The following is a 23104-nucleotide window of genomic DNA, read 5'->3' on the forward strand; positions in this document are numbered from 1 at the left end:
CATGACGGCTCCGCCACGCAGCAGCGATCGGCGAATCACCCTCTCGAAGGCCGACATATCCCATCCTCCTGATCTTGCTAGAGCTCGAGGGCGAGCAATCGATTTCTCAGAATCTAGGAGTCGGCATGCCAACCGTCAAGAACTCCCTGTTGTTACAGCTTGCTAAAGCCAGGAATCGATATCCTCACACGACCTGCGCCTCCATCCCCCGCCAAGCCGTCGAGATCACTCCAGCACGGCGCCCGCGTTTCACACCCGTTTCACGCCGACGCCGCGACACGGCGCCCCCACCCGTCAGTTCTTGATGCCCGTCAGCGTGACCCCCTCGATGAAGTACCGCTGCAGGAAGAAGAACAACACGACGATCGGCGCGATCACGGCCGCCGACGCCGCCATCAGATACCCCCACTGGGTCAGGTACATGCTCTGGAACGAAGCCAGCCCCAGCGACAACGTGTAGTTCTCCTCATCCTGCAAATACAGCAGCGGCCCGAGGAAGTCGTTCCAGGTACCGATGAACGTGAAGATGGTCACGACGATGATCGCGGGCTTCGACAGCGGCATGACGATCGTCCAGAACACCCGCCACGGTGACGCCCCGTCGATATAGGCGGCCTCGTCCAGCTCGAAGGGAATCGTCAGGAAGAACTGCCTGAGCAGGAAGATGTTGAACACTCCCCCGCCCGCCCCGGCGAACCAGCTCGGCACCGTGAGCGGCGCGATCGTGTCCAGCGCCCCCAGCTCCTGCCACATGACGAACGTGGGAATGAGCGTCACCGCGTACGGCAGCATCACCCCGCTCAGCAGCAGCGCGAAGACGACGTTGCGGCCGCGCCAGCGCAGCCGGGAGAAGCTGAACGCCGCCACCGAGCACGTCAGCACCGTCCCGAGCACGCTGATGACGGCGATGACCACCGTGTTGAGGAAGTACCGGGCGAAGGGCTGCGTGGTCAGCGCCCCGCTGAAGTTCGACCACTCGAACGGCGCCGGGATCCACTCCGGCGGCGACACGAACATCTGGCTGTCCTGCATGAGCGCGCTGCGCACGAGCCACACGAACGGCAGCAGGGTCGGGATCGACCCCGCCACCAGAGCCACGTACAGCAGGATCCGGCCGTACCTGCGGGGCCTGCGCAACCCTTCGGTGGGGGCCACGCCCTTCGACCGGGTACGGTCCGGCGCCGCCACGGCGGTCATCTGGCACCTGCCATCTCGTAGTAGACCCAGCGGCGGGCGTTTCTGAACAGCAGGAACGTCACCACCATGATGATCATGAACAGGGTCCAGGCGAGCGCGCTTGCGTAACCCATCTCGCTCTCGGTGAACGCCTTGCGGAACAGGTAGTAGACGTAGAAGAGCGTGGCGTGGTTGGGGCCGCCCTCGGTCATCACGTACGCCTGGTTGAACACCTGGAAGGTGCCGACCACGCCGACCACCAGGTTGTAGAAGATGGTCGGCGTCATCATCGGCAGCGTCACGTGCCAGAAGCGCCGCCACGCCCCGCCGCCGTCGATGGACACCGCCTCGTACAGGTGCCTCGGCACGCCCTGCAGCCCCGCCAGGAAGATCACCATGGTGTTGCCGAAACCCCACGTGCTCATGATGATCAGTGAGGGCACGGCGGTCGACTCGGCGTAGATCCACTGGGAGGCGGGCAGCCCGCCCTGCCGCAGCAGCGAGTTGAACAGCCCGAAGTCCGGGTTGAAGATCCAGATCCAGAGCACGACGTTCGCGATGGCCGGGACCAGCGTCGGCAGGTAGAAGATGGTCCGCCAGATCGCCAGCCCCCTGACCCGCTGGTTGAGCAGCAGGGCCACGGCGAAGCTGACGATCAGCACCAGCGGGACCGCCCCGAGCGTGTAGTACGTGGTGGTGCTCAGCGACTTCCAGAACAGCTCGTCCCCGACCATGGCCGAGTAGTTGTCCAGGCCGATGAACGACGGGCTGGCGCCGATCTGCCAGTCGGTCAGGCTGAAGAAGGCCGAGGCCGCCATCGGGCCGATCGTGAAGATCAGGAACCCGAGGACGGCGGGCAGCGCCATCAGGATGCCCCAGCGGGTCTCGAGGCGGCGCATCACGGCTCCTGGACGTGCTGCCAGCCCTGCAGCATGCTGGTGATCTTCGGGGCGACCTCCTTGAGGATCTCGCCGGCCGGACGCTTGCCGGTCTCGATCTCCTGCAGGGCCGGAGTCAGTACGTCGCTCCCGATGGTGGTCATGTTCTTGACCCTGTTGCCGAACACGGGGACGCCGTGGTCGCGGGCGTAGTCGACCACGGCCGTGCGGAACTCGGCCGGGTGCAACTCGTTCTTGGTCCAGGAGTCGATGGCCGCCTGGTCCTCGTAGTACTTCTTCTCCTGCGGCATCCACAGCCCCTGCTTGTACAGGTCGACGTAGCGCGGGTCGTTGTGGAAGGCGAACAGCTCCACGGCCTCCTGCTCGTGCTTGCCGCCCGCGAACACCGCCGACGCCCCGGCGACCTGCGTGGAGGTGAACGGCTCCGCGTACTTCGGCAACACGCCGATGCCGTAGTCGACCTTGCTCTCGTTCATGTCGAGCAGGCTCCAGTGGCCGTCCACCACCATCGCCACCCGCTTGGTCTTGAGCAGGATGTTGGTGCCGGGCACCTCGTCCCCGGTGGCGGCGAGCTGGCCGGGGCCCGGCGCGACGCGGTGCTTGTAGATCAGGTCCTGCAGGTTCTGGAAGACCTGGATCGCCTCCGGCGTGTCGAGCAGGCACTTCTTGCCGGCCTCGTCGGCGAAGTCGCTGCCGTTGCTGCGCAGGAACCCGTACCAGGCGGCGCCGTACGTGATGCTGCTGGAGATTCCGAACTGCTTGATCTGCTTGGGATCGAAGCCGGATTCGTCGGGATGCTTGCCGTTCTGGTCGACGGTGAGCTTGTAGGCGTTCTCGACGAGCTGGTCCCACGTCCACGCGGAGGCCGCCTCGACCGGCGGCGTGACGCCGGCCTGCGCGACGGCGGACTTGCTGTACCACAGCAGCTCGATCTCGTTCGCGGTCGCGACGCCGTGCAGGTTGTCCTGGCCGCTCCACAGGTAGGCGTCCGGCAGGTAGCCGGCCAGCTGCGGGTACTTCTTCATGTACGGGAACAGGTTGACCAGCTTGCCCTGCTCGCCCAGGCGGAACGACAGGGCCAGCGGCACGTACCCGACGTCGGGCAGCCGGTTGCTGGCGACGAGCGTGTTGAGCTTCACGTCGTACTCGTCGGGCGTGTACAGCGGCTTGACCTTCATTCCGGCATGCTTGCTCTCGTACTGCTTGAGCATGCTCTCGATGGCCTTCTTCTCGAACGTCGAGCCCCAGTACATGAACTGCAGCTGCACGTTCCCGGCGGAGTCCGAGCCGCCGCCACAGGCCGCCGCCGTGGCGCCGAGGGCGGCGAGCCCGCCCAGCTTCAACAGGTCGCGTCTTCTCATCGGGGGGTTCCTTACGCGAGGGGGAGCCAGACCCGCATCGTGCCGCCGTCCCGGTTGTCCCACTGGAAGTACGGGACAGCCGTGGCGGTCACGAGGGTGCCGGCCGCAAAGGGTTGGCTGGTGTACGGCAGTCCGCCGCGCGGCTGGTCCACGGCGGCGGCCTCGGTCTCGATCAGCACGGTGCGCCCGACGCCTTCGAGGTTGGCCACGGGGACCACGCGCAGGCGGGCGCCGGGGCTCAGGGCGAGGTCGTCCACCTCGACGCCCCGCGCCTGGTCGGCCTGCTCGAAGCAGTAGACGAGCGGCCCGCGCTCGATGGCCACGCAGCCCCTGACCGCGTCGATCCTGCGGTGGGGGTAGGTGTGCCTGGGCGTCAGGTCGAGCCGCAGTTCGACCGTCTCGCCGTGCCGCCACTGACGACGGATCCGGAAATATCCGTCTTCGCCGGGCTGGGCGGGGCGGGCGTCGCCGGGCTCGTCCCAGGAGAGGCCGGCGAGAGTGGACTCGCTCCAGGCGGGGATGCGCAGCGCGAGCTCCCATTCGCCCGCCGGCGCCTCCTCGACGGTGACCCGGATCAGCCCGTCCCACGGATAGTCGGTGTCGATCTTCAGCCGGGCGGGCGCGCCCTCACCGGCCTGGACGGTGCCGGGGACGTACTGGTGCACCTGCAGGCCGGATTCCGTCTTGGTGGCGACGTAGCCGCTGAGGGAGGCCACCAGCCGCATGATGTTCGGCGGGCAGCAGGCACACGCGAACCACTCCCTGCGCCGCCCGAGATAGGCGTCCTCCACGAGGTCGTCCCTGCGCTGCAGCGGGTTGACGTAGAAGAAGCGCACGCCGTCGGCCGAGGTGGAGGCGGCGAAGGCGTTGTAGAGCGTGCGCTCGATCAGGTCCGCGTAGCGGCCCTGGCCGGTGGCCAGCAGCAGCCGCCAGTTCCAGTGGATGCCGGCGATGGCGGCGCAGCTCTCGCTGTAGGCCCGGTCGGGCGGCAGCTCGTAGCGCTCGCCGAACGCCTCGCCGTCGTGCCGCGAGCCGTTCCCGCCGGTGATGTACGTCTTGGTGGCGACCATGTCCTCCCACCGGCGCACCGAGCACTCCAGCAGCGACTCGTCCCCCGTCTCCAGGTAGACGTCCACGATGCCGGACTCCAGGTAGAGCTGGCGCACGGCGTGCCCGACGGGGGTGTCGGCGTCGCGTACCGGCAGGTGGTCCTGGGCGTACAGCATGCCCATGCCGCTGTCGGCGATCAGCCCCTTGCCGCGGCTGTCGATCAGATTGCCCGCCAGCTCCAGGTAGGTGCGCTCGCCGGTCAGCCGGTAGAGCTCGACCAGCGCGGTCTCCACCTCCGCGTGGCCGTCGATACCGTCGTTCCCGCCGGTCAGGAACACCTCGACCAGGTGGCCGGCGAGGCGCCGCGCGACCGCGAGCAGTCCGTCGCCGATCCCGGCTCTGGCGGCGGCCACGGCCGCCTGGAGCAGGTGGCCCGCGCAGTACATCTCGTGGCTGTACTCGAGCTCGGCGTAGATCTTGTCCGGCTTGACGACCTGGTAGTGCGAGTTGAGGTAGCCGTCGGGCCGCTGCGCCCGTTCGAGCACGGCGGCCGCCTGCTCGGCGAACTCGGCATACAGAGGTTGGGGAGCGCGTACGTGCTCCCACGCGATCGCCTCGAGCTGCTTGTAGAGATCGGAATCCTGGAACCGATAGCCCTGGAAGGGCCCGTCGCCCTCGCCTCCCGCACGCCGGAGGTTGGGCAACGCGCCCGAGCGTTCCATCTGCTCCAGGCCCAGGGGAATGCTCGCCTCGTGATTGATCCGCTGCCACCGCGCGAGCGGCCCACCGGTGATGACCACGTCTTGGATGCCGATCGGCCGCAACACTGCCCGGCTGGACGGAACGGCAGGACCAAGGATCTGTTCCATCACGCTCCTCACCTTGGTGAGAAAATATGAGAATAGGTTTTCTCAACCGGAGAGTAGGGTGTGATACATCACTGGTCAAGAGAACGGCTGTGCGGGTCAGTGTGTGAGCGCGAAAGGGGAATCGGTTGGCCAGCCCTTCCGAGGGGACAGCGAAAACGGTCACGATCAGGGACGTCGCGGCGGCCGCCGAGGTGTCGATCGGCACCGCGTCCAAGGCGCTCAACGGCCGTGGCCGGATGCGCACCGAGACCCGCGACCGGGTGCTCGCCGCCGCAGAACGGCTCGGCTTCCGGCCCAATCCGCTCGCCCAGGGCCTGCTGGCGGGCCGCACGTACACGGTGGGCCTGGTCACGGGCGACAGCTTCGGGCGGTTCAGCATCCCGGTGATGCTGGGCGCGGAGGACGCGCTCGGCGCGGGGAAGATCTCGGTGTTCATGTGCGACACGCGCGACGACCCGATCAGGGAACGCCACTACGTCGAGCGCCTGCTGGCCAGGCGCGTCGAGGGCATCATCGTCACCGGGCGGCGCACGGAGCCGCGCCCGGGCATCGGCCGAGACCTGCCGGTTCCCGTCGTGTACGCCATGACGCAGTCCACCGACGAGTCCGACGTCTCGATCATCCCCGACGACGAGGGCGGCGGCGCGCTGGCCGCCCGCCACCTCCTGGCGACGGGCCGCACGCGCATCGGGCACGTCACGGGGCCGCACCGCTTCGAGGCGGCGCGCCGGCGGGCCCGCGGGCTGAGCACCGCGCTCGACGCGGCCGGTCTCGAGCCCGCCGGCGAGGTCCTGTTCGGGCAGTGGAGCGAGGAGTGGGGCCGCCAGGGCGCCGACGTCCTGCTGCACGCGGCGCCCGACGTGGACGCCATCTTCTGCGGGAGCGACCAGATCGCCCGCGGGGTGGCCGAGACGCTGCGGGAACGGGGGCGCCGGGTGCCGGAGGACGTGGCGCTGGTCGGGTTCGACAACTGGGAGCCGATGGCGCTGGGCTGCCGCCCGCCGCTGACGACCGTGGACATGAACCTGGGCGAGATCGGGCGGCTGGCGGCCCGGCACCTGCTGGACGCCATCGCGGGCACGCCGACGGGCGGCGGGGTGACGATCGTCCCGGCCAGCCTGGTCCTGCGCGAGTCCACGCGACGAGCCGCACCGCAGGGTTGACCGGTGCTGTGTAACACCTTACTGTGCGCCTGGGAAAAGGTATTCCCATCCTTCGAGGAGTCCAGATGGACCAAGGATGCCGCCCCGCCCCGAGAGCCGCCAGGGGTGCCAGGCGAGTGACCGTCGCGGCAGTCTTATTCGCTTCCTTACTCACCGGCGTGCCGCAGCCCGCGCACGCCGCCGCCCCCCACCGCTCAGGTCGTCGACATGTTCGGCAGGACCGTCAACGACTACGGCGTCAAGCTGGTGGACTGGCAGGGCTACCTGGCCAATCCCTACGTCGAGCTCACCGTCAAGCCCCCGCCGGAGGTGCGCTACCCCGTCACGATCGACCTCAAGGCCGAGGGCACGTCCCGGCTGATGATGGACCTGCCCAGCCAGCTCACCGCCACGGGCGCGACCAAGACCCTCACGTTCGCCGCCGCCTCCGACCAGAAGCCGTTCCGCCTCGCGATCCACTCCAAGCGCGGCCCGGGCCAGGATGAAAGTTACACGCTGAGGCTGTCGATCAGGGACGCGGGCGGCACGACGTACCAGCAGTCGATGCCGATCAGGGTGCAGCAGGACGAGAAGACCGCGGTGCAGCCCAGCCTGCCCCTCACGTTCGACTACCGCTACGACAACATCACCGGTTACTTCAACGCTCCCGCCTTCAGGAACGCCGCCGAGGAAGCGGTCAAGGACTGGTTCAGGTTCTTCGACATGCAGCCGTTCGACAGCGTGGCCGCCGGGGCGGAGTCCAACCACCTGCCGGGCAACGACTGGCAGAACACGATCAACGTCACCAACAACTCCGCCTGCACCGGCATGTACGTCTTCTTCAGGGGCATCCAGACCCCGTACTCGACCGGCTACCCCGCCGCCAACGGCCGCTACAGCACCAGGAACGGCCAGCAGCTCGCGGGCCCGCTGCACCGCTCCACCGCGATGATCTTCGAGTACGACGAGGCGAACAAGCAGCTGTTCACCTCGCTGGCCGACGAGGACTGGTACAAGACGGAGATCGCCGGCTCGGTGCTCGACGTGCACGGCTTGGTCATGCACGAGTACGGCCACGCGGTCGCCTACCACAGCGACTGGGCCGGGATGCGCTCCTACGTCCAGAGCGGCGGAAACGACCCCGACGTCGTGGCGTACCAGGGCTATGCCGTCCCGCTGGACAGCAGCTATCACATCCCGGGCGAACAGCGCTATTGGGACCGGCTGAGCGGGCAGAGCGGCGGCTGGACCCACCTGTTCCCGACCCGCAGGTGGATGCTGACCAAGCTGGCCCTGCTGGTGGCCGAGAACGCGGGCTGGAAGCTCAACCGCAACCTCACCCCGTTCCTGCCGCCGTCCATCGTGACCACCTCCCTGCCCCAGGCCACGCCGGGCACCACCTACCAGCAGACGCTGTCGGCCAAGGGCGGCGTGCCCTTCTACGACTGGCAGGTCACGAGCGGCACGTTGCCCGCCGGGCTGACCCTCGACCGGTTCACCGGCACGATCAGCGGCACACCGGCCACCGCAGGCACGTCCTCCTTCACCGTGCAACTCCGGGACTACGACCGGATGAGCACGCCGGTCACCAGGACCTTCCAGCTGTCCGTGGGAGGCGGCGGCATCTCGATCAACCTGGCCGGGAACGCCACGTTCGTGTCGGCCAGGGCGTTCCGGACGGGTAAGAGGAAGTAGCCGATCAGCAGGATCGGCAGGATGGCCAGGCGTTTCACGCGCACCTCCACTTTGGTAGCGCTGACACGAACCCGGCCTTGAGGAAGCGGGTGCTCCCTCAAGGCCGGGTTCGTGTCAGCGGATGGTGATGTCGGAGGAGGAGTAGAGGCAGTTCACGCCGTCCGCTCCCGAGCCGATCTTCACAGGCTCGCTCCCCTTGGGGACGCCTCGGTACTTCTCGCAGATGGTGGTGCCGCTGCCGTACACGGTGATCCTGCTGAACCGCGCGGTGTCACCCCAGTTGGTGTTGATCCCGGCCAGCACCTTGGTGGTACGGGCGGTGACGCCGTCCATGACCACGTTCCGCCGGTAGGAGGTGGAGCAGTTGCCGCAGGCGCGGTAGAGCTTGCCGGAGCCGTGCACCTGGAAGTTCCTGATGGTCACCGTGCCCGCGCCGTTGTGCTGGAACACCTTGTCGGAGCCGGACTTGGCGCCGCCGCCGTCCACCAGGTACGTGGCCGACGAACTCGAGGACATGAACGTCGCGGCGTCCTCGCCCACGTCGTTCCACCACACTATCTCAACAACTGGCACCTCATCTTCGCCTACGTGGTGCTGATGAGCCTGCCGCTGATCGTGGTGTTCGCCGTCGCCCAGCGGAAGATCATCTCGGGCATCACCAGCGGTGCTGTCAAACAGTAATTGTATGATAACTAGGTGTGAGCACTAAGGAGACGGAACATGTCCACCGCGTCCGCGCTGGCACCCCGGCGCGGCCCGCGTCCCACGACCACTCCAGAGACCCCGCACCAGCAGGTCGACCAGATCGCTCCGGAGGAGTTGCAGGAGAAGCTGTGGCGGCGCATGGCCGGCCTCGACCACGTACGCACCGGCGCCAGCGTCATCTCGCTGCCCGAGACCCGGGCGCTGCACCTGGATCCGGAGCACGCGCTCGGGCCGAGGTCGGCGTTCGTCCGCGACAGCACCGAGTTCGCCCACCTGCACGGCCCCTTCGACGGCAGCCTGCACGCACTGCTGACGGAGGCGGATGCCGCCGAACTCGTGGAGAAGGGGTGGGGTGAGCTGCACCCGATCGTCCACGAGGGCCGCCACCCGCCGACCCTGGTCATGATCTACGGGCCGCGCGACGAGGAGGAGCTGGAGACGGTGTGGAAACTGGTGCGCCGCAGCTACGCGTACGCCTCCGGCCAGATCCTCTGACGCGGCTCAGGCTGTGCGGGTCAGGCTGTGCGGGTCAGGCGAGCACCGGGAAGTTGGCGCGCAGCACGTTGCGCGGGTCGCGGGCGCGCTTGATCTCGCGCAGCCTCGCGACGGTCTCCGCGGAGAAGGCCGCACCGGCCCGCTCCCCCGGCGCCAGCATCGTGTACGGCTTGCGCCCGCTGACCGCGAGCTCCCCGGCGAACCGCGCCTGCTTGCCGCCCACGGCCGCGGACAGCTCGGGGTTGAGCGCGAGCCCGAACAGGTAGAGCAGGTACGGCTCCGCGACCGGCCCGCTCGGCCCCGCACCGGGCCGGGAGGCCGCCAACGCCCCGCCGAGGTGCCTGACCTGGACGCCGACCACCGGTTCCATCGGCGTGCCCAGCAAGGTTTCCACCGTCGCGTCGTCCAGCCCGGTCAGCAGCTCGGCGCGGGACCGCCCGGGCGCCGGGTCGGTCGGCTCGGCGGTGATGTCGCCCAGGTCGGCCACGGCCACCACGCGGCGCTTGTCGGTGATCACATCGTCGATCTTGTCCAGCCTGGCGAGCAGCGCCCGCCCCTCGTCCTCCTCGCCCAGGAAGGCGACGTCCACGGTCACCATGGGCGGTGCCTGGGGGAACTGCACCCGGTTGAACCAGACGGACAGCTCGTCCGGCGCCTCGGCGGTGACCTCGCGGAACGCCTCGAACACCTCCCGGGTGCGGTGCCCGGGCCACATCATCCGCCCGCCGTACAGGTGCGGCGCCGGATACAACGCGAATTCGATCGCCGTAACCAGCGCGAAGTCGCCACCGCCGCCGCGCAGCGCCCAGAACAGGTCGGCGTCGGACTCGGCGGTCACCGTGGCCCGCTCGCCGTCGGCGCCGACGACCTCGAAGGCCCGTACGCTGTCGGCGGCGAAGCCGTGCTTGCGGCCGAACCAGCTCAGCCCGCCGCCCAGGGTGTATCCGGTCACGCTCACCACGGGACTGCTCCCGGCCAGGCCGGTCAGGCCGTGCGGCCCGGCCGCCGCGAGCACTTGCCCCCACTTCGCCCCCGCGCCCACCATGGCGACCCGCTCCTCGGGGCGTACCCGCACGTCGTCCAGCCGCCCGGTGCGCAGCAGGATCACGCCGTCGGTGTCACCCGAGGCGCCGTGGCCGCTCGGCTGGGCGCTCACCGCCAGCCCGGCCTGGCCCGCGTACCGGACCAGGGCCGCCACGTCGTCGACGCCCTGGGCCTCGACGACGGCGGCCACCGGTTGCTCCACCGACAGGTTCCAGGCCTTGGACGCCTGCTCGAACCCGTCGTCACCGGGCAACCAGACCCGGCCTTCCACCGCGGTCCGCAGGTCGGCGTTCGTCATATCCCGTTCAGCTCCTTCAGCGATGTGACGCGGGCAGCTCGGCCCGCCTGTTCATCGACCCCGGTCGGCCCGGGGACATCGCTATGACGAACCGCACGGACAAAACGTGACAGCTGAGGCCGACGGCTCGATGTGCGGCACGGCGGCGGTGGCACCGGCTCGGTGTGCTCAGGAAGGCACGTCGCCCCCTGCCGTCGCGATCCGGGCGGCGATGGAGTCGAGGACCAGGTCGCGGCCGTCCGGCGGCCGAGGGGGAAGGGCCCCTTGGCCGCCGGACGGTGGCTGGTGGTTCACAGGTCGGTCGTGATGATCTGCTCGATGTTGCGCTCGGCCAGCGCCGTGATGGTGACGAACGGGTTGACGGTGGTGTTGCCGGGGATCAGGGCGCCGTCGATGACGTACAGGCCGGGGTAGCCGGGCAGGCGGCCGTAGTTGTCGGTGGCCCGGTTCAGCACCGCGCCCCCGAGCGGGTGGTACGTGAGGTGGTCGCCCCAGATCTTGTAGATGCCGAAGAGGTCGGTACGGTAGATCGTCCCCTCCTTCGCGTTGATCTTGTCGAAGATCGTCTTGGCCATGTCGATCGACTGCTGCTTCCAGGCGGTCTGCCAGCTCAGGTCCACCTTGCCGGTCGTGGCGTTCCAGGTGAACTGGGCGCGGTTCGGGTTCCTGGTGATCGACAGGTAGAACGAGGCGAAGGTCTCGATGCCGGTGGGCAGCGGCGCGACCTCGGCGAAGGCGCCGCCGGCCGCCCAGTTGTCGATGCCGCAGCAGGGGATGGACGACTGGAGGCTGCCCGTCGGGTCCCACAGGTGGTTGGCGCGGCCGCACATGACGTTGCCGTTGTCGCCCCAGCCCTTGCCGACCTCGGCGTTCAGCCCCGGCAGCGCGCCGGTGGCCTTCAGCTTGACCAGCAGCTTGCTGGTGCCGACGCTGCCGGCGGCGAAGAACACCCGGTCCGCGGTCACGGTCTTGGTGGCGGTGGTGTCGCCGGTGGAGTTGAGCTGTTCGATGACGACCGTGTAGCCGCCGCTGCCCGCAGGGGCGACCGAGGCGACCCGGTGCAGCGCCGAGATGGCGACCCTGCCGGTGGCCTTGGCCTGGGCGAGGTAGGTCTTCTGCAGGGATTTCTTGCCGTGGTTGTTGCCGTAGAGGATCTCGCCGGCCAGCGCCGACTTGGTGACCGTCCCGGCGGCCTCCTGCTTCATGTAGTCCCAGTCGTACACGTCGGGCACGAACACGAAGGGGAAGCCGGAGCGCTGGGCGTGCTTGCGGCCGACCCGGGCGTACTGGTAGCAGGCGGTGGTCTCGAACCAGGCCGGGTCGATGAGACCGACGCCGAGGCCGGCGTTGGCGCGCGGGTAGTAGGTGGCGTACATCTCGTCGGGGTTGACGGACGGGAGGATGGTGGCGAAGTTCTCGCGCTTGGGGGTGACCGCCATGCCGCCGTTGACCAGCGAGCCGCCGCCCACGCCGCGGCCCTGGTAGACGGTGATGCCGGTGAAGTCCTCGGCGTCCAGGACGCCGGTGTAGCGGGGGATGTTCCGGTCGATGGGGAAGCCGAGGAAGTAGTTGAGCGGCGCCTTCGTCCTGGTACGCAGCCAGTACGAGCGGTAGTCCGGTTCCAGCGTGTTGCAGAAGATCTTGCCGTCCGTGCCCGGGGTGTCCCAGGCCATGCCCATCTCGACCATATGGACGTCGACGCCCGCCTGGGCCAGGCGCAGGGCGGCGACGGAGCCGCCGTACCCGGTGCCGATGACCAGGGCGGGGACGTGGGCGCCGTCGGCGATCGGGGCCGCGGCCTGCGCTGGGGCGGCGCGGCCGGCGAGGGCCGCCACTCCCACGAGGGAACCGGCTCCGGCGATGAATCCACGGCGCGAGAGGCCGGTTAAACCGTTTCCGTCCGAGGTGCTGGCAGTCATGCGAGGCTCCTGACTCTCAACGAACCACTTTCGGGCGTGCGAACTACTTGGGAGGGCGGGCGCGTTGTCGGGGCGGGCGCGTTACTTGGGGCGGGCTCTTTGCGTCGGGATCGGGCGGCCTACTTGCGGACCGGTGATCGGCCGCTGGGGAGCCTGCACACCGTGTCCAGGCCCAGCACGTGGTTGAGGCGGCCGAACGCCAGCCAGGAGCCGATGCTCATGCTCAGCTCCACGATCTCCAGCTGGCTGTACTGGGCGGTCATCCTGGTCCAGAACTCGTCGTCGAGGCCGTGGTGGTCCAGGGCGTAACGTTCGGCGTACTCGGCGGCCAGCCGGGTGCGGTCGTCGAAGGCGTCGGTGGTGCGCCACTCGGTCACCGCGTCGGCGAACTCCTCCTCGACCCGCTGCCCGTCCCGCTCCGTGCGCCAGTCGAGGCAGAAGGCGCACCCGTTGATCTGCGCGATCCGCAGCCGGGCGGCCTCGAACTCGCGCAGTCCCAGGGTCGAGTGGGCGTACACCGACATCGAGAACTTCGAGGCGGCGATGCCGATGCCGGGGACCATCTCGCCCCACACATACTCGATCGCGTCCTTGCCCTCAGGGATGTCGATGTTCACAGCCGGCTCCTTCCGAGCTTGCCGATCGCGGGGCGCAGCGGGACGTCGAGCGCGTCGTACAGGCCGGGTTCGGCGGCCACGAGCCAGTCGATGGCGCTGACCAGGCGGCCCGCGGCGGTGGCGTTCCCGCCGGCGGAGCGGTTGCCGCCCTCGTCGGTGGCCTCGACCGTGACCTCGATGCGCGGGCTGCCCTCGATGATCACCCGGTGCGCCCCCACGCCGTCGGGCGGCACCGGCCAGTCCGGGGCGCAGGAGGGGTGGATGCGGGTGACGTGCTCGACCGCGATGCGGGGCTCGCCCCCGACGACGCCCTGGACCTCGAACCGCACCGCGCCCTGGGTGCCGGCCGCGAACTCGCCCATGCTCTTGGTGGTCACCGTACGGTCGAGCGGGCGCCGGTCCACGGTCTCGCGGATCTCGTCGAGCTCGACGCCGAGGGCCCGGGCCATCAGCCGTATCTGCCCGCCCCACACCATGGCGGGGACCGTCGGCGCGATCATCGGCGGCTCGTAGTCCATCGGCTGGCCCATGCCGACCAGGTACCGGACCGAGTCCTCCTGGTCGTAGGTGGAGTAGTCGAAGATCTCCTGGCAGCGGATCGCGTCCACCGTCGTACCGAGCCCGCTGACCAGCAGCGGCAGCACGTCGTTGCCCCAGCCGGGATCGACGCCGGACGCGAACAGCGAGCCGCCGCCGTCCGCGATGGCCGCCAGCACCGGCTCCCGCACCTCCGGCGGGGCGTTGCGCTGGTCGTAGAGGGCGTACAGGGAGGGCGTGACGACCACGGCACCGGCCCTGATCGCCCTGACGATGTCGGCGAGCGCCTCGTCGGGCCGGATGTCGCCGGACGCCGCGTACACGACGGCGCGCGGACTCTGGGCCAGCACCGCGTCGACGTCACCCGTCGCCGCGACTCCCAGGTGGTGGCCGAGCCCGCTCAGCTCGCCCGCGTCGCGGCCGACCTTGCCGGGGTCGTGCACGAGCACGGCCGTGAGCTGCAGCGCCGGGTGGGCCGCGACGGCGCGGATGGCCGCGCGGCCGACGTTGCCGGTTCCCCAGACGATCGTGGACACCATGGGCGGAGCGTAGCAAGCGCTTGGTTCGGTGCCTAGTGCCCGATCACAACGGTTGCCAGAACGCAGTGAGCGCTCCCCCCACGTGGCGGGCGCCGGGGCCTTCGGCGTGCTGGAATCCGTGGCGGCGTAGGATCTTCCTTCGTGACCACTCCCCCTGCGCACGACGTCCATGCGGCCTGGTTGCCTCCGGAGGCGTTTCGAGCGATCGGCTCGCGCCGGGTGTTCGTCTCCGGCAGCGGGACCGTGCGCGACGAGGTCGCGCAGGCCTGCGCCCAGTACGGCGGCAGCGTGGTGTCGGGGGAAGGACCGGTCGACCTCGTGCTCGCTGTTTCCACGGCGGAGCCCCTTCCGGCCGTCGCGCAGGCGGTCCAGGGCACGGCGGGTGAGGACGGGTTCGTGTTCGCCCGCCACGACGGCGTCACGGTGGTGCTCGCCGACGACCCCGCGGGCCTGCTCTACGGCCTGTTCCACGTGGTCAGGCTGGGCGAGTCGGCGTTCGGGGCCGCGCGTCCCGCCGAGCTCCACCGGCCCGCGACTCGGCGGCGCATGGTCGACCACTGGGACAACGTCGATGTGCATCCGGTGATGGGTCAGGTCGAGCGCGGCTACTCGGGCGGGTCGATCTTCTGGCGGGACGGCGGGCTGCGCGACGACCTGACAAGGGTGCGGGCCTACGGGCGGCTGCTGGCCGCGAGCGGGATCAACGCGATCTCGGTGAACAACGTCAACGTGCACGCCACGGAGGCCCACCTGCTGACCGATCGGCTCGGTGACGTCGCCGCGATCGCGGACGAGCTGCGCCCGTACGGGATCCGGGTGCATTTGTCGGTCAATTTCGCCTCGCCCATCGCGCTCGGCGGGTTGCCGAGCGCCGATCCGCTCGACGAGGGCGTACGAGAGTGGTGGGCGCGCGCCACCGAGCGGGTCTACGAGACGATCCCCGATTTCGGCGGCTACGTGGTGAAGGCCGACTCGGAAGGGCAGCCGGGCCCGTTCGCGTACGAGCGCACCCACGCCGACGGCGCCAACATGCTGGCCGACGCGCTGGCGCCGTTCGGCGGGGTGGTGCACTGGCGGGCCTTCGTCTACAACCACCGGCAGGACTGGCGCGACCGGTCGACCGACCGGGCCCGCGCGGCCCACGACCATTTCGCCCCGCTCGACGGGCGGTTCCGGGACAACGCGATCCTGCAGGTGAAGTACGGCCCGATGGACTTCCAGACGCGGGAGCCGGTGTCGCCGGTGATCGCGGCCATGCCGGGCACCAGCCTGGCGGTGGAGCTCCAGGTGACGCAGGAATACACCGGCCAGCAGCGGCACGTGTGCTACCTGCCTCCGCAGTGGAGCGAGATCCTCGCCTTCCGCCCCTGGGGGCCCGGCGGGCGGGCCGTGGCCGACGTGGCGACCGGCGGGGGTGGCCTGGTCGCGGTCTCCAACGTGGGCGACGACCCCTACTGGACCGGCCACCCGCTCGCCCAGGCCAACCTTTACGCCTTCGGCCGCCTCGCCTGGGACCCGCGGCTGGACCCGGCCGCCATCCTCGACGAATGGATCGACCTCACGTTCGTGCCGGTGACGAACGTCGACCCCGGGCCGCTGCGGCGTACGCTGCACGCGATGATGGACGGCTCCTGGCGCACCTACGAGCGCTACACCGCGCCGCTCGGCGTCGGGTTCATGGTCCGCCCCGGCCACCACTACGGCCCCGACGTGGACGGATACGAGTACACCCCGTGGGGCACCTACCACTTCGCCGACCGCGACGGCGTCGGCGTGGACCGGACCCGCGCCTCAGGGACCGGGTTCACCGGCCAGTACCCGCAACCGTGGTCGGAGGTGTACGAGTCGCCCGAGCAGTGCCCCGACGAGCTGCTGCTGTTCTTCCACCACGTCCCCTACGAGCACGTGCTGCACGACGGCACGACGGTGATCCAGCACATCTACGACACCCACTTCGCGGGGGTCGAGGAGGTGGCCGAGGCCCGGCTGAGCTGGGAGAAGCTGGCGGGCGCCGTGGATCCGGCGCTGCACGACCGGGTGCGGGAGCTGCTCGACGAGCAGCTCCGCTGCGCTGAGGAATGGCGTGACCAGGTCAACACCTATTTCTTCCGCAAATCAGGCGTGCCCGACGCCCGCGGCCGGCGCATCCACTGATCAGGCGACGAACTCCCGCTCGACCTCGGCGACCACCGGGCGGGAGTTCCACAACAACGCCGCCACGAACACGGAGGCCAGCAGCGCCGCCACCGCCTCGGTGGCCACCAGGGTGACGCCGCCCGCCACGATCAGCAGGCAGGCGTTGGCCAGGGTGGCCCCGGGGCGGCGCGCGAGGAAGTACGCCGCCAGCCGGGCGACGTCCGCCGCCCGGAACTCGAACAGCGACGTGATCACCAGCGCGTTGGCGACCCAGAGGGTGGCCGCCACCCCGACGAGGACCAGCAGCACCGCCCACCACCCGGGCACGCCCGACGCGCCGAAGTTCGCCAGGTTCGTCCCGACGATGGTCGTCCCCGCCAGGTACGGAATCCAGAGCTTCAGGACCCCGCGAACGTTGGCCTTGTATCCCCGCCAGAACGCCGCCGCGGGCCGGAGGTCCGTCAGGTCCCGGCTTCGGCGGCGCAACGCGTACAGGGCGGCGGACAGCGCGGGCCCGACGGGCAGCGCGCAGGCGGCGGCCAGCGGCACGTTGCCGGCGGACCGGTCGAGCAGGACGAGCCCGGTCAGGCCGGGTACGGTGGTGGCCAGGAACAACAGCTCGACGACCAGCAGGCTGTAGACCAGCGCCGCCGCCCTCGACAGGGGTCCCTGGCCGAACCGTTGCCCGGCCGTCACCTCGCTCATCCGTGTTCCTTCTTGAACCGCTCGTAGGCGGTGTTGACGAGGTTCATGTAGGACGAGGTGTTCTTGCCCTCCAGCTCCTTGACGTAGGCGTCCCACTCGCTCAGATCGCGCTCGCCGAGGATGAACTTGAGCGTGTTCTGGGTGACGAAGTCCTTCAGCGGCGTCTCCCACAGCGAGGCCTGCTCGCGCTCCTCGTCGTTGAACGGGTGCGGCGGCTCCACCGGCCACGGCTTCCTGGCGTTCATCACCTTCTGGAACTCCAGCTCCTCCTCGGAGAAGGTGGAGTTCAGCAGCTTGGTGGTGCCGCCGTAGGCGAACACGCCGTTGGAGAAGCCGAAGTCCTTCTGAAGGTGCTTCGGCACCCCGGGGTTGAGGCCGACGAAGTCGACGTCCTTCGCCAGTTTGTAGTTGCCGGAGGCGTCCTTGGTGAACGTCGTCCCCTCGACGCCCCACTTGGCGAACTCCTCGCCCTGTTCGGAGTAGAAGAGCCAGTCGATGAACTGCATCATGGCGACGAAGTTCTTGTTCTCCAGGGCCTTCTTGGAGATCATGACGCCGTTCTCGAGCCGGGGGGCGATCTTGTAGTCCCCGACGGGGCCCATGGGCACCGGGATCTTGGCGATCTTGGCGCCCTCGACGGTCTTGGTCAGCGTCTCCCGGTAGTCGTTGATCAGCGACTGCGCGTTGGTGCTGATCACGAAGGACTTGCCGGAGTTGAACTTCTGCTTGGCCTGCTCGTCCTGCTGCGTGAAGCTCTCCGGGTCGAGCAGCTTCTCGTCCACCAGCTTGCGCAGGTACTCGATCATCTGCTTGTACTGCGGCATGGCGCCGGTGTAGGCGAACTTCCCGGCGGCGGAGTCCCAGGTCGCGTGCTGGTACTCCCAGCCGCCCTTGGTGCCGTAGGCCTGGGCGACGAGCTTGAGCAGGTTGCCACCCGGCGTGGGGACGCCCCACCGGTCGGTCATCGGATAGAGGTCGGGGTACTCCGCCTTCATCGCCTTGAGCACGGTGTAGAGGTCGTCCCAGGTCTTGGGGACCTCCAGGTTGAGCTTCTCCAGGATGTCGGTCCTGATCGCCAGGGTGTAGTCCACCCAGATCTCCTCGTGGATCCCGGGCAGCAGGTAGAAGCGGCCGTCGGACTGCCGCAACGTGTCCAGCTCGGGCTCCATCCGCCATTTGGCGACCATGTCCTTGAAGTTCGGCATCAGGTCCATGTAGTCGCTGACCGGCAGGATGGCGCCGGAGGCCACGAATGCCTCTTCTTGCGGGTGGTACGTCTTCGGGATGATGAGCGGGGCCTGACCGGCGCCTACCACCAGGCCGCGCTTCTTCTCGTAGTCGCTGAGCGGCACCGCCACCGGCTTGAGCGTCACGTTGGTCCGCTTGGTGAGCTCCTGCCAGAACAGCCAGTCGTTCTTGAGCGGGTAGAACGGGTGGTTGTTGTAGAGCACGTCGAACGAGACCGGCTCGGTGGCCTTGAACTGCTGGTTGACGCCGTAACTGGCCATCGCGCCCGCCTTGTTCGCGGACACGTCGGCGGCCTTCTTCGGGGCCTCGTCCTCGCCGCAGCCGGCGAGCACGAGGGTGAACGCGCCCAAACCGATGATCGCCTGACGTCGTGAAAGTTCGCGCATTGAGAGATTCCTTTGCCGTGGGGGGTGGACAGGGCTAGCCCTTGACCGCGCCGAGCATGACTCCGGAGACGAAGTACCTCTGGACGAAGGGGTAGACCGCGAGGATGGGAAGGACGGTGAGCATGATCGTCACCGACTGGATGTTGGACGCGGCCTGCGTCACCTCGGAGAGCCCCGCGCCGGCGGACTCGGCGCCGGTGGCGCCCGCGATGAGGTTGCGCAGGTAGATGGTCACCGGGAACAACTCCGTCTCGTTCAGGTAGAGGAACGCCGTGAACCACGAGTTCCAGAACGAGACCGCGTAGAACAGCACCATCGTGGCGATGACCGCCTTCGACAGCGGCAGCACCACCCGCCACAGGATGCCGTAGGTGCTCAGGCCGTCGATGGCGGCCGCCTCCTCCAACTCGCCCGGCAGGCCCTCGAAGAACGCCTTCATGACCAGGAGGTTGAAGACGCTGATGGCGTTGGGCAGGACGATGGCCCAGATGGAGTTCGTCAGCCCGAGGCTGTTGACCAGCACGTACTGGGGGATCAGGCCGCCGGAGAAGATCATGGTGAAGACGGCCACCCAGATCAGGAACGTACGGCCCTTGAGGTCCTTCTTGGACAGCACGTACGCATAGCAGGTCGTCAGCAGCATCGCGACGGCCGTGGCGACGACGGTGTACACCACGGTGTTGCCGTAGTTCGTCCAGAACATCGGGTCGGAGACCACGATCCGGTACGTCGTGAGGTTGAACCCGCGCGGGATGAGGTTGATCTGCCCGGTGATGATGTAGCGCTCTTCGCTGAACGAGCGGGCGATGATGTTGACGAAGGGATACAGCGTCACGATCACGACGCCGGTCAGGATGACGGCGTTGATCCCTTGGAACACGCGGTAGCCACGGCTCTTGGCAATCGTCACCACAGGCTCGTCCCTACTGTGCGGCGGGAGATCAGGTTCGCCGACACGATCAGCACCACCCCGACCACTGCCTCGAACAGGCCGATCGCGGCGGCATAGCTCAGGTTGCTGGACTCCACGCCCATGCGGTACAGGTACGTGGAGATCACGTCCGCGGTCGGATACGTCAGCGGGTTGTACAGCAGCAGGACCTTTTCGAAGCCCACGGTCATGAACGTGCCGATGTTGAGGATCAGCAGCGTGACCGCCGTCGGGCGGATGCCCGGCAGGGTGACGTGCCAGATCTGCCGCCACCGGTTGGCGCCGTCCATCCGGGCCGCGTCGTAGAGCTGCTCGTCGATGGTCGTCAGCGCGGCCAGGTAGAGGATGGTCCCCCAGCCGACGGTCTGCCAGACCTCCGACGAGACGAAGATCGTGCGGAACCAGTCCGGCTTCTGCATGAACGCGGTGGCCTCGCCGCCGAACGCCTTCACGATCTGGTTCACCGGCCCGTCGACGGCCAGCATCTGCATGACGATGCCGGCCACGATGACCATCGACAGGAAGTGCGGCAGGTAGGACACCGACTGCAGGAACCGCTTGACGCGCCGGTTGCGCACCTCGTTGAGCAGCAGCGCGAGCATGATCGGCAGCGGGAAGCAGAACAGCAGGGTCAGCGTGCCGAGGACGAGGGTGTTGGTGAACACGTTCCAGAACGTCGGGTCGCTCAGGAACATCTTCACGTATCGCAGGCCCACCCAGGACTCGCCGAAGACGTTGCCGCCGGGCTCGAACCGCCGGAAGGCGATCACGTTGCCGATCATCGGGCCGTACCGGAAGATCACGAAGAACAGCAGCGGCAGGATCGCCAGCGAGTACAGCTGCCAGTCGCGGCGGATCGCGTGCCGCCACGTGCCCGGCCGCGCGCGCCTGCGGCGGCCGGGGTCCGGCCGCGCCGGGCGGGTGCCCGGCGGCGGGTCGTCCAGCGTCCTGGTCGTGCTCATCCCGCGCCCTCCGGTGTGACGCCGGCCGTCGCCAGCAGCTTCCTGTCCTGCCCGACCGCGCGCTCGGCGCCGGTCAGGCGTAGCGGCACGGCCGCCCGCACGTCCGCGCTCGACCGGCCGAAGCGCAGCTCGACGTCGCCCGGCTCGACGATGCGCGTGCCGCGCAACCCGGTGAACGACGTGACGTCCGCCGGGACCTCGAACGTCACGCGTGCCGACTCCCCCGGTTTCAGCGGGACGCGGGCGTAGCCGATCAGGCGGACCACCGGCCGCGTCGTCTGCGCGACCGGGTCGTGCAGGTACAGCTGGACGACCTCCGCGCCGGGCCGCGAGCCGGTGTTGCGGACCGTGACGCCTACGGTGACCTCGCCGTCCACCGGCCAGTCGGCCGCGTCCGCGTCGAGGAGCTCCCACTCGAAGGTCGTGTAGCTCAGCCCGTGCCCGAACGGGAACGCGGCGGTCGGGTCGACCGACGACACCTCCGAGCGGTGGCCCAGCGACGGCGACAGGTAGGTCGCCGGGAGGCCGCCGGCGTCGCGCGGCACGCTGACCGGCAGCCGGCCGGACGGGTTCACCGCGCCGGTGAGCACCTCCGCCAGCGCCTGGCCGCCGCGCTGGCCGGGGAAGAAGCCGTAGACGATGGCCGCGGCCGCGTCGGCCTCCGCGCCCAGCGCGTACGGGCGGCCGGCGAGCAGCACGAGGATCACCGGGGTGCCGGTCGCGAGCACGGCGCGGACGAGCTCGGACTGGACGCCCGGCAGGCGCAGGTCGGTGGCGTCGCAGCCCTCGCCGGAGGTGCCGCGTCCGAACAGCCCCGCCCGGTCGCCGACGGCGAGCACGCACACGTCGCTCTCCGCGGCCGCGGCGGCCGCCGCCGCGATGCCCGAGGTGTCGTCGCCGGTGATGCCGCAACCGGGCACGTACGTGAGATCCGGGACGATCCGGCCGAGTGCCTCGCGCAGCGACGGGAGGTCCAGTCCGAGCCCGTGCTCGGGATGCCCGCCCACGTGCGCGGGGAAGGAGTAGCAGCCGAGCATCGCCATCGGGTCGTCGGCGACCGGGCCCACGAGTGACACGCGCCGATGGGCGGCCAGCGGCAGGATGCCGCCGGTGTTGCGCAGCAGCACGATGGATTGCCGCGCCAGGCGCAGGGCGAGGTCCTGGCCGGGCTCGTCGTCGAGGCGGAGGCTCTCGACGTCGTCCGGCAGGCTCTGCCAGCCCTCGTCGAGCAGGCCGAGCTCGGCCTTCTGCGCTAGCACCCGGCGCAGGGCCCGGTCGACCAGCGCCTCGTCGACCGAGCCGTCCTTCACCGCGTCGATCAAAGGGGCGCCGAAGGTGTCGGCCGTGGGCAGCTCGACGTCGATCCCGGCCCGCAGGGCGAGCCCGGCCGCGTCCGACGCCCCCGCGGCCACGCCGTGCAGGCGCTCCAGGAACCGGATCGCGAAGTAGTCCGAGACCAGCGTGCCGGTGAATCCCCACTCGTCCCGCAGGAGCCCGGTCAGCAGGTCCTCGTCGGCCGCCACCGGAACGCCGTCGATCTCGGCGTACGAGTTCATCACCGACCGTGCCCCGCCGAGGCGGAGCGCCATCTCGAAGGGCGGCAGCACGACGTCCGCCAGCTCCCTGCGTCCCATCTCCACGGGAGCGAGGTTGCGGCCGCCCCGGGAGGCGGCGTAGCCGGCGAAGTGCTTCAGCGTGGCGACGACCCCGGCGCCCTCCATCCCCCGCACGTAGGCCGCGCCGATCGTCCCGACCAGGTACGGGTCCTCGCCGATCGTCTCCTCGGTACGGCCCCAGCGGTAGTCCCTGGTCACGTCCAGGACCGGGGCCAGGCCCTGGTGGACGCCCGCGGCCCGCATGGACCGGCCGATCCGCCCGGCCATCTCCTCGACCAGCTCGGGGTCGAAGGACGCCCCCCAGCTCAGCGGCGCCGGGTACACGGTCGCCCGCCAGGCGGCGAAACCGGTTAGGCACTCCTCGTGCACCTGGGCCGGGATCCCGAACCTGCTGGTCGCCACGATCTGCGCCTGGGACGTGGCCAGCGACCGCGCGCCCGCGACGGGATCGACCGGCGCGGTCCCGAACGGGCGGGTCAGCTGGCCGAGCCCGCTGCCGATGACCGTGTCCCAGTCCGGGCCGGCCGCCATGTCGGTCTGGTGCGGGGCGACGCCTCCCCCCGACGCGTCGGCGCCGACCCACACCCCGACGAGCTGGGCTACCTTCTCTTCAAGCGTCATGAGCGGGATGAGCGCCTCGGCCCGTTCGGTGGGAGACAACCGGGTGTCCCGCCACCGCTCGGTCGCAGGGCTTGTCTCGATTGGTGCGTGGGCCCTCATGCCATCCCTTCAGCCAATGATGTTGACGCCGAAACTTTCAAAGAAAGCCCGTTA

Annotated in this window: 18 protein-coding genes; 4 read left to right on the top strand and 14 right to left on the bottom strand. The window is 69.3% G+C overall.

The features are described 5' to 3' along the window. Window positions 1–294: 294 nt before the first annotated feature. The 4 genes from ACFLIM_RS07395 to ACFLIM_RS07410 are packed head-to-tail and all read right to left on the bottom strand — an operon-like array spanning window position 295 to window position 5355. Complete coding sequence (locus ACFLIM_RS07395; RefSeq protein WP_393163310.1) at window positions 295–1197, bottom strand: carbohydrate ABC transporter permease; 903 nt, start codon at window positions 1195–1197, stop codon at window positions 295–297. Continuing rightward, complete coding sequence (locus tag ACFLIM_RS07400; protein ID WP_393163312.1) at window positions 1194–2075, bottom strand: carbohydrate ABC transporter permease; 882 nt, start codon at window positions 2073–2075, stop codon at window positions 1194–1196. The genes ACFLIM_RS07395 and ACFLIM_RS07400 overlap by 4 nt, the downstream gene beginning before the upstream one ends. Beyond that, window positions 2075–3436 carry an extracellular solute-binding protein gene (locus ACFLIM_RS07405; RefSeq protein ID WP_393163314.1) on the bottom strand — a complete coding sequence of 454 codons (1362 nt, stop codon included), beginning with the start codon at window positions 3434–3436 and terminating at the stop codon, window positions 2075–2077. Before ACFLIM_RS07405 ends, ACFLIM_RS07400 begins: the two co-directional genes overlap by 1 nt. Before the next feature lie 11 nt (window positions 3437–3447). Further along, on the bottom strand, window positions 3448–5355 hold the full coding sequence (locus ACFLIM_RS07410; RefSeq protein ID WP_393163316.1) for a glycoside hydrolase family 127 protein: 1908 nt from the start codon (window positions 5353–5355) through the stop codon (window positions 3448–3450). Window positions 5356–5480: 125 nt separating this feature from the next. Here ACFLIM_RS07410 and ACFLIM_RS07415 point away from each other — a divergent pair, with 125 nt between their 5' ends. Further along, window positions 5481–6518 carry a LacI family DNA-binding transcriptional regulator gene (locus ACFLIM_RS07415; RefSeq protein WP_393163318.1) on the top strand — a complete coding sequence of 346 codons (1038 nt, stop codon included), beginning with the start codon at window positions 5481–5483 and terminating at the stop codon, window positions 6516–6518. A gap of 207 nt (window positions 6519–6725) precedes the next feature. Continuing rightward, window positions 6726–8192 (top strand): Ig domain-containing protein, encoded by a 1467-nt coding sequence (locus tag ACFLIM_RS07420; protein WP_393163320.1) that lies wholly within the window; start codon window positions 6726–6728, stop codon window positions 8190–8192. 114 nt (window positions 8193–8306) lie between these two features. Here the strand turns inward: ACFLIM_RS07420 and ACFLIM_RS07425 are convergent, their stop codons facing one another. After that, a complete protein-coding gene (locus tag ACFLIM_RS07425) occupies window positions 8307–8765 on the bottom strand; it encodes a pectate lyase (RefSeq protein ID WP_393163322.1) in 459 nt (152 codons plus the stop codon). 147 nt (window positions 8766–8912) lie between these two features. Between ACFLIM_RS07425 and ACFLIM_RS07430 the strand changes: the two genes are divergently transcribed. Then, window positions 8913–9392: a luciferase domain-containing protein gene (locus ACFLIM_RS07430; protein ID WP_393163325.1), complete on the top strand. Its 480-nt coding sequence runs from the start codon at window positions 8913–8915 to the stop codon at window positions 9390–9392. Window positions 9393–9426: 34 nt separating this feature from the next. On the opposite strand, the gene ACFLIM_RS07435 is transcribed toward ACFLIM_RS07430, so the two are convergent. From ACFLIM_RS07435 to ACFLIM_RS07450, 4 genes are all read right to left on the bottom strand, one after another. Next, complete coding sequence (locus ACFLIM_RS07435; protein ID WP_393163328.1) at window positions 9427–10734, bottom strand: FAD-binding oxidoreductase; 1308 nt, start codon at window positions 10732–10734, stop codon at window positions 9427–9429. 290 nt (window positions 10735–11024) lie between these two features. Then, window positions 11025–12653, bottom strand: coding sequence for a GMC oxidoreductase (locus ACFLIM_RS07440; RefSeq protein WP_393163330.1), 1629 nt, complete (start codon window positions 12651–12653; stop codon window positions 11025–11027). Between the two features lie 119 nt (window positions 12654–12772). Further along, entirely contained in the window at window positions 12773–13270 is a 498-nt protein-coding gene (locus ACFLIM_RS07445; protein ID WP_393163332.1) for a carboxymuconolactone decarboxylase family protein, read from the bottom strand. Continuing rightward, window positions 13267–14346, bottom strand: coding sequence for an NAD(P)H-dependent amine dehydrogenase family protein (locus ACFLIM_RS07450; RefSeq protein ID WP_393163333.1), 1080 nt, complete (start codon window positions 14344–14346; stop codon window positions 13267–13269). Before ACFLIM_RS07450 ends, ACFLIM_RS07445 begins: the two co-directional genes overlap by 4 nt. Before the next feature lie 141 nt (window positions 14347–14487). On the opposite strand from ACFLIM_RS07450, the gene ACFLIM_RS07455 reads away from it, so the two are divergent. Continuing rightward, on the top strand, window positions 14488–16500 hold the full coding sequence (locus ACFLIM_RS07455; protein WP_393163335.1) for an alpha-glucuronidase: 2013 nt from the start codon (window positions 14488–14490) through the stop codon (window positions 16498–16500). Here ACFLIM_RS07455 and ACFLIM_RS07460 read toward each other — a convergent pair whose 3' ends face one another. From ACFLIM_RS07460 to ACFLIM_RS07480, 5 genes are read right to left on the bottom strand one after another with little or no spacing between them, the layout of a single operon-like run. Next, window positions 16501–17187, bottom strand: a complete 687-nt coding sequence (locus ACFLIM_RS07460) for a DUF624 domain-containing protein (protein WP_393163337.1) — start codon at window positions 17185–17187, stop codon at window positions 16501–16503. After that, entirely contained in the window at window positions 17184–18821 is a 1638-nt protein-coding gene (locus tag ACFLIM_RS07465; RefSeq protein WP_393163339.1) for an ABC transporter substrate-binding protein, read from the bottom strand. Before ACFLIM_RS07465 ends, ACFLIM_RS07460 begins: the two co-directional genes overlap by 4 nt. A 34-nt stretch (window positions 18822–18855) precedes the next feature. Then, window positions 18856–19731 (bottom strand): carbohydrate ABC transporter permease, encoded by an 876-nt coding sequence (locus ACFLIM_RS07470; protein WP_393163341.1) that lies wholly within the window; start codon window positions 19729–19731, stop codon window positions 18856–18858. Continuing rightward, window positions 19728–20714, bottom strand: coding sequence for an ABC transporter permease (locus ACFLIM_RS07475; protein ID WP_393163343.1), 987 nt, complete (start codon window positions 20712–20714; stop codon window positions 19728–19730). Before ACFLIM_RS07475 ends, ACFLIM_RS07470 begins: the two co-directional genes overlap by 4 nt. After that, window positions 20711–23050, bottom strand: a complete 2340-nt coding sequence (locus tag ACFLIM_RS07480; RefSeq protein ID WP_449291466.1) for a beta-xylosidase/alpha-l-arabinosidase — start codon at window positions 23048–23050, stop codon at window positions 20711–20713. Before ACFLIM_RS07480 ends, ACFLIM_RS07475 begins: the two co-directional genes overlap by 4 nt. Window positions 23051–23104 lie beyond the last annotated feature (54 nt).

Source organism: Nonomuraea marmarensis (assembly GCF_043197025.1).
Taxonomy (GTDB): Bacteria; Actinomycetota; Actinomycetes; order Streptosporangiales; family Streptosporangiaceae; genus Nonomuraea; species Nonomuraea marmarensis.

Bases quoted from the DNA above. Each gene is read 5' to 3' on its own strand.
- ACFLIM_RS07400 (WP_393163312.1), bottom strand. From the start codon at position 2,075: ATGCGCCGCCTCGAGACCCGCTGGGGCATCCTGATGGCGCTGCCCGCC.
- ACFLIM_RS07395 (WP_393163310.1), bottom strand. From the start codon at position 1,197: ATGACCGCCGTGGCGGCGCCGGACCGTACCCGGTCGAAGGGCGTGGCC.
- ACFLIM_RS07405 (WP_393163314.1), bottom strand. From the start codon at position 3,436: ATGAGAAGACGCGACCTGTTGAAGCTGGGCGGGCTCGCCGCCCTCGGC.
- ACFLIM_RS07430 (WP_393163325.1), top strand. From the start codon at position 8,913: ATGTCCACCGCGTCCGCGCTGGCACCCCGGCGCGGCCCGCGTCCCACG.
- ACFLIM_RS07465 (WP_393163339.1), bottom strand. From the start codon at position 18,821: ATGCGCGAACTTTCACGACGTCAGGCGATCATCGGTTTGGGCGCGTTC.
- ACFLIM_RS07420 (WP_393163320.1), top strand. From the start codon at position 6,726: ATGTTCGGCAGGACCGTCAACGACTACGGCGTCAAGCTGGTGGACTGG.
- ACFLIM_RS07435 (WP_393163328.1), bottom strand. From the start codon at position 10,734: ATGACGAACGCCGACCTGCGGACCGCGGTGGAAGGCCGGGTCTGGTTG.
- ACFLIM_RS07475 (WP_393163343.1), bottom strand. From the start codon at position 20,714: ATGAGCACGACCAGGACGCTGGACGACCCGCCGCCGGGCACCCGCCCG.
- ACFLIM_RS07440 (WP_393163330.1), bottom strand. From the start codon at position 12,653: ATGACTGCCAGCACCTCGGACGGAAACGGTTTAACCGGCCTCTCGCGC.
- ACFLIM_RS07410 (WP_393163316.1), bottom strand. From the start codon at position 5,355: ATGGAACAGATCCTTGGTCCTGCCGTTCCGTCCAGCCGGGCAGTGTTG.
- ACFLIM_RS07480 (WP_449291466.1), bottom strand. From the start codon at position 23,050: ATGAGGGCCCACGCACCAATCGAGACAAGCCCTGCGACCGAGCGGTGG.
- ACFLIM_RS07450 (WP_393163333.1), bottom strand. From the start codon at position 14,346: ATGGTGTCCACGATCGTCTGGGGAACCGGCAACGTCGGCCGCGCGGCC.
- ACFLIM_RS07460 (WP_393163337.1), bottom strand. From the start codon at position 17,187: ATGAGCGAGGTGACGGCCGGGCAACGGTTCGGCCAGGGACCCCTGTCG.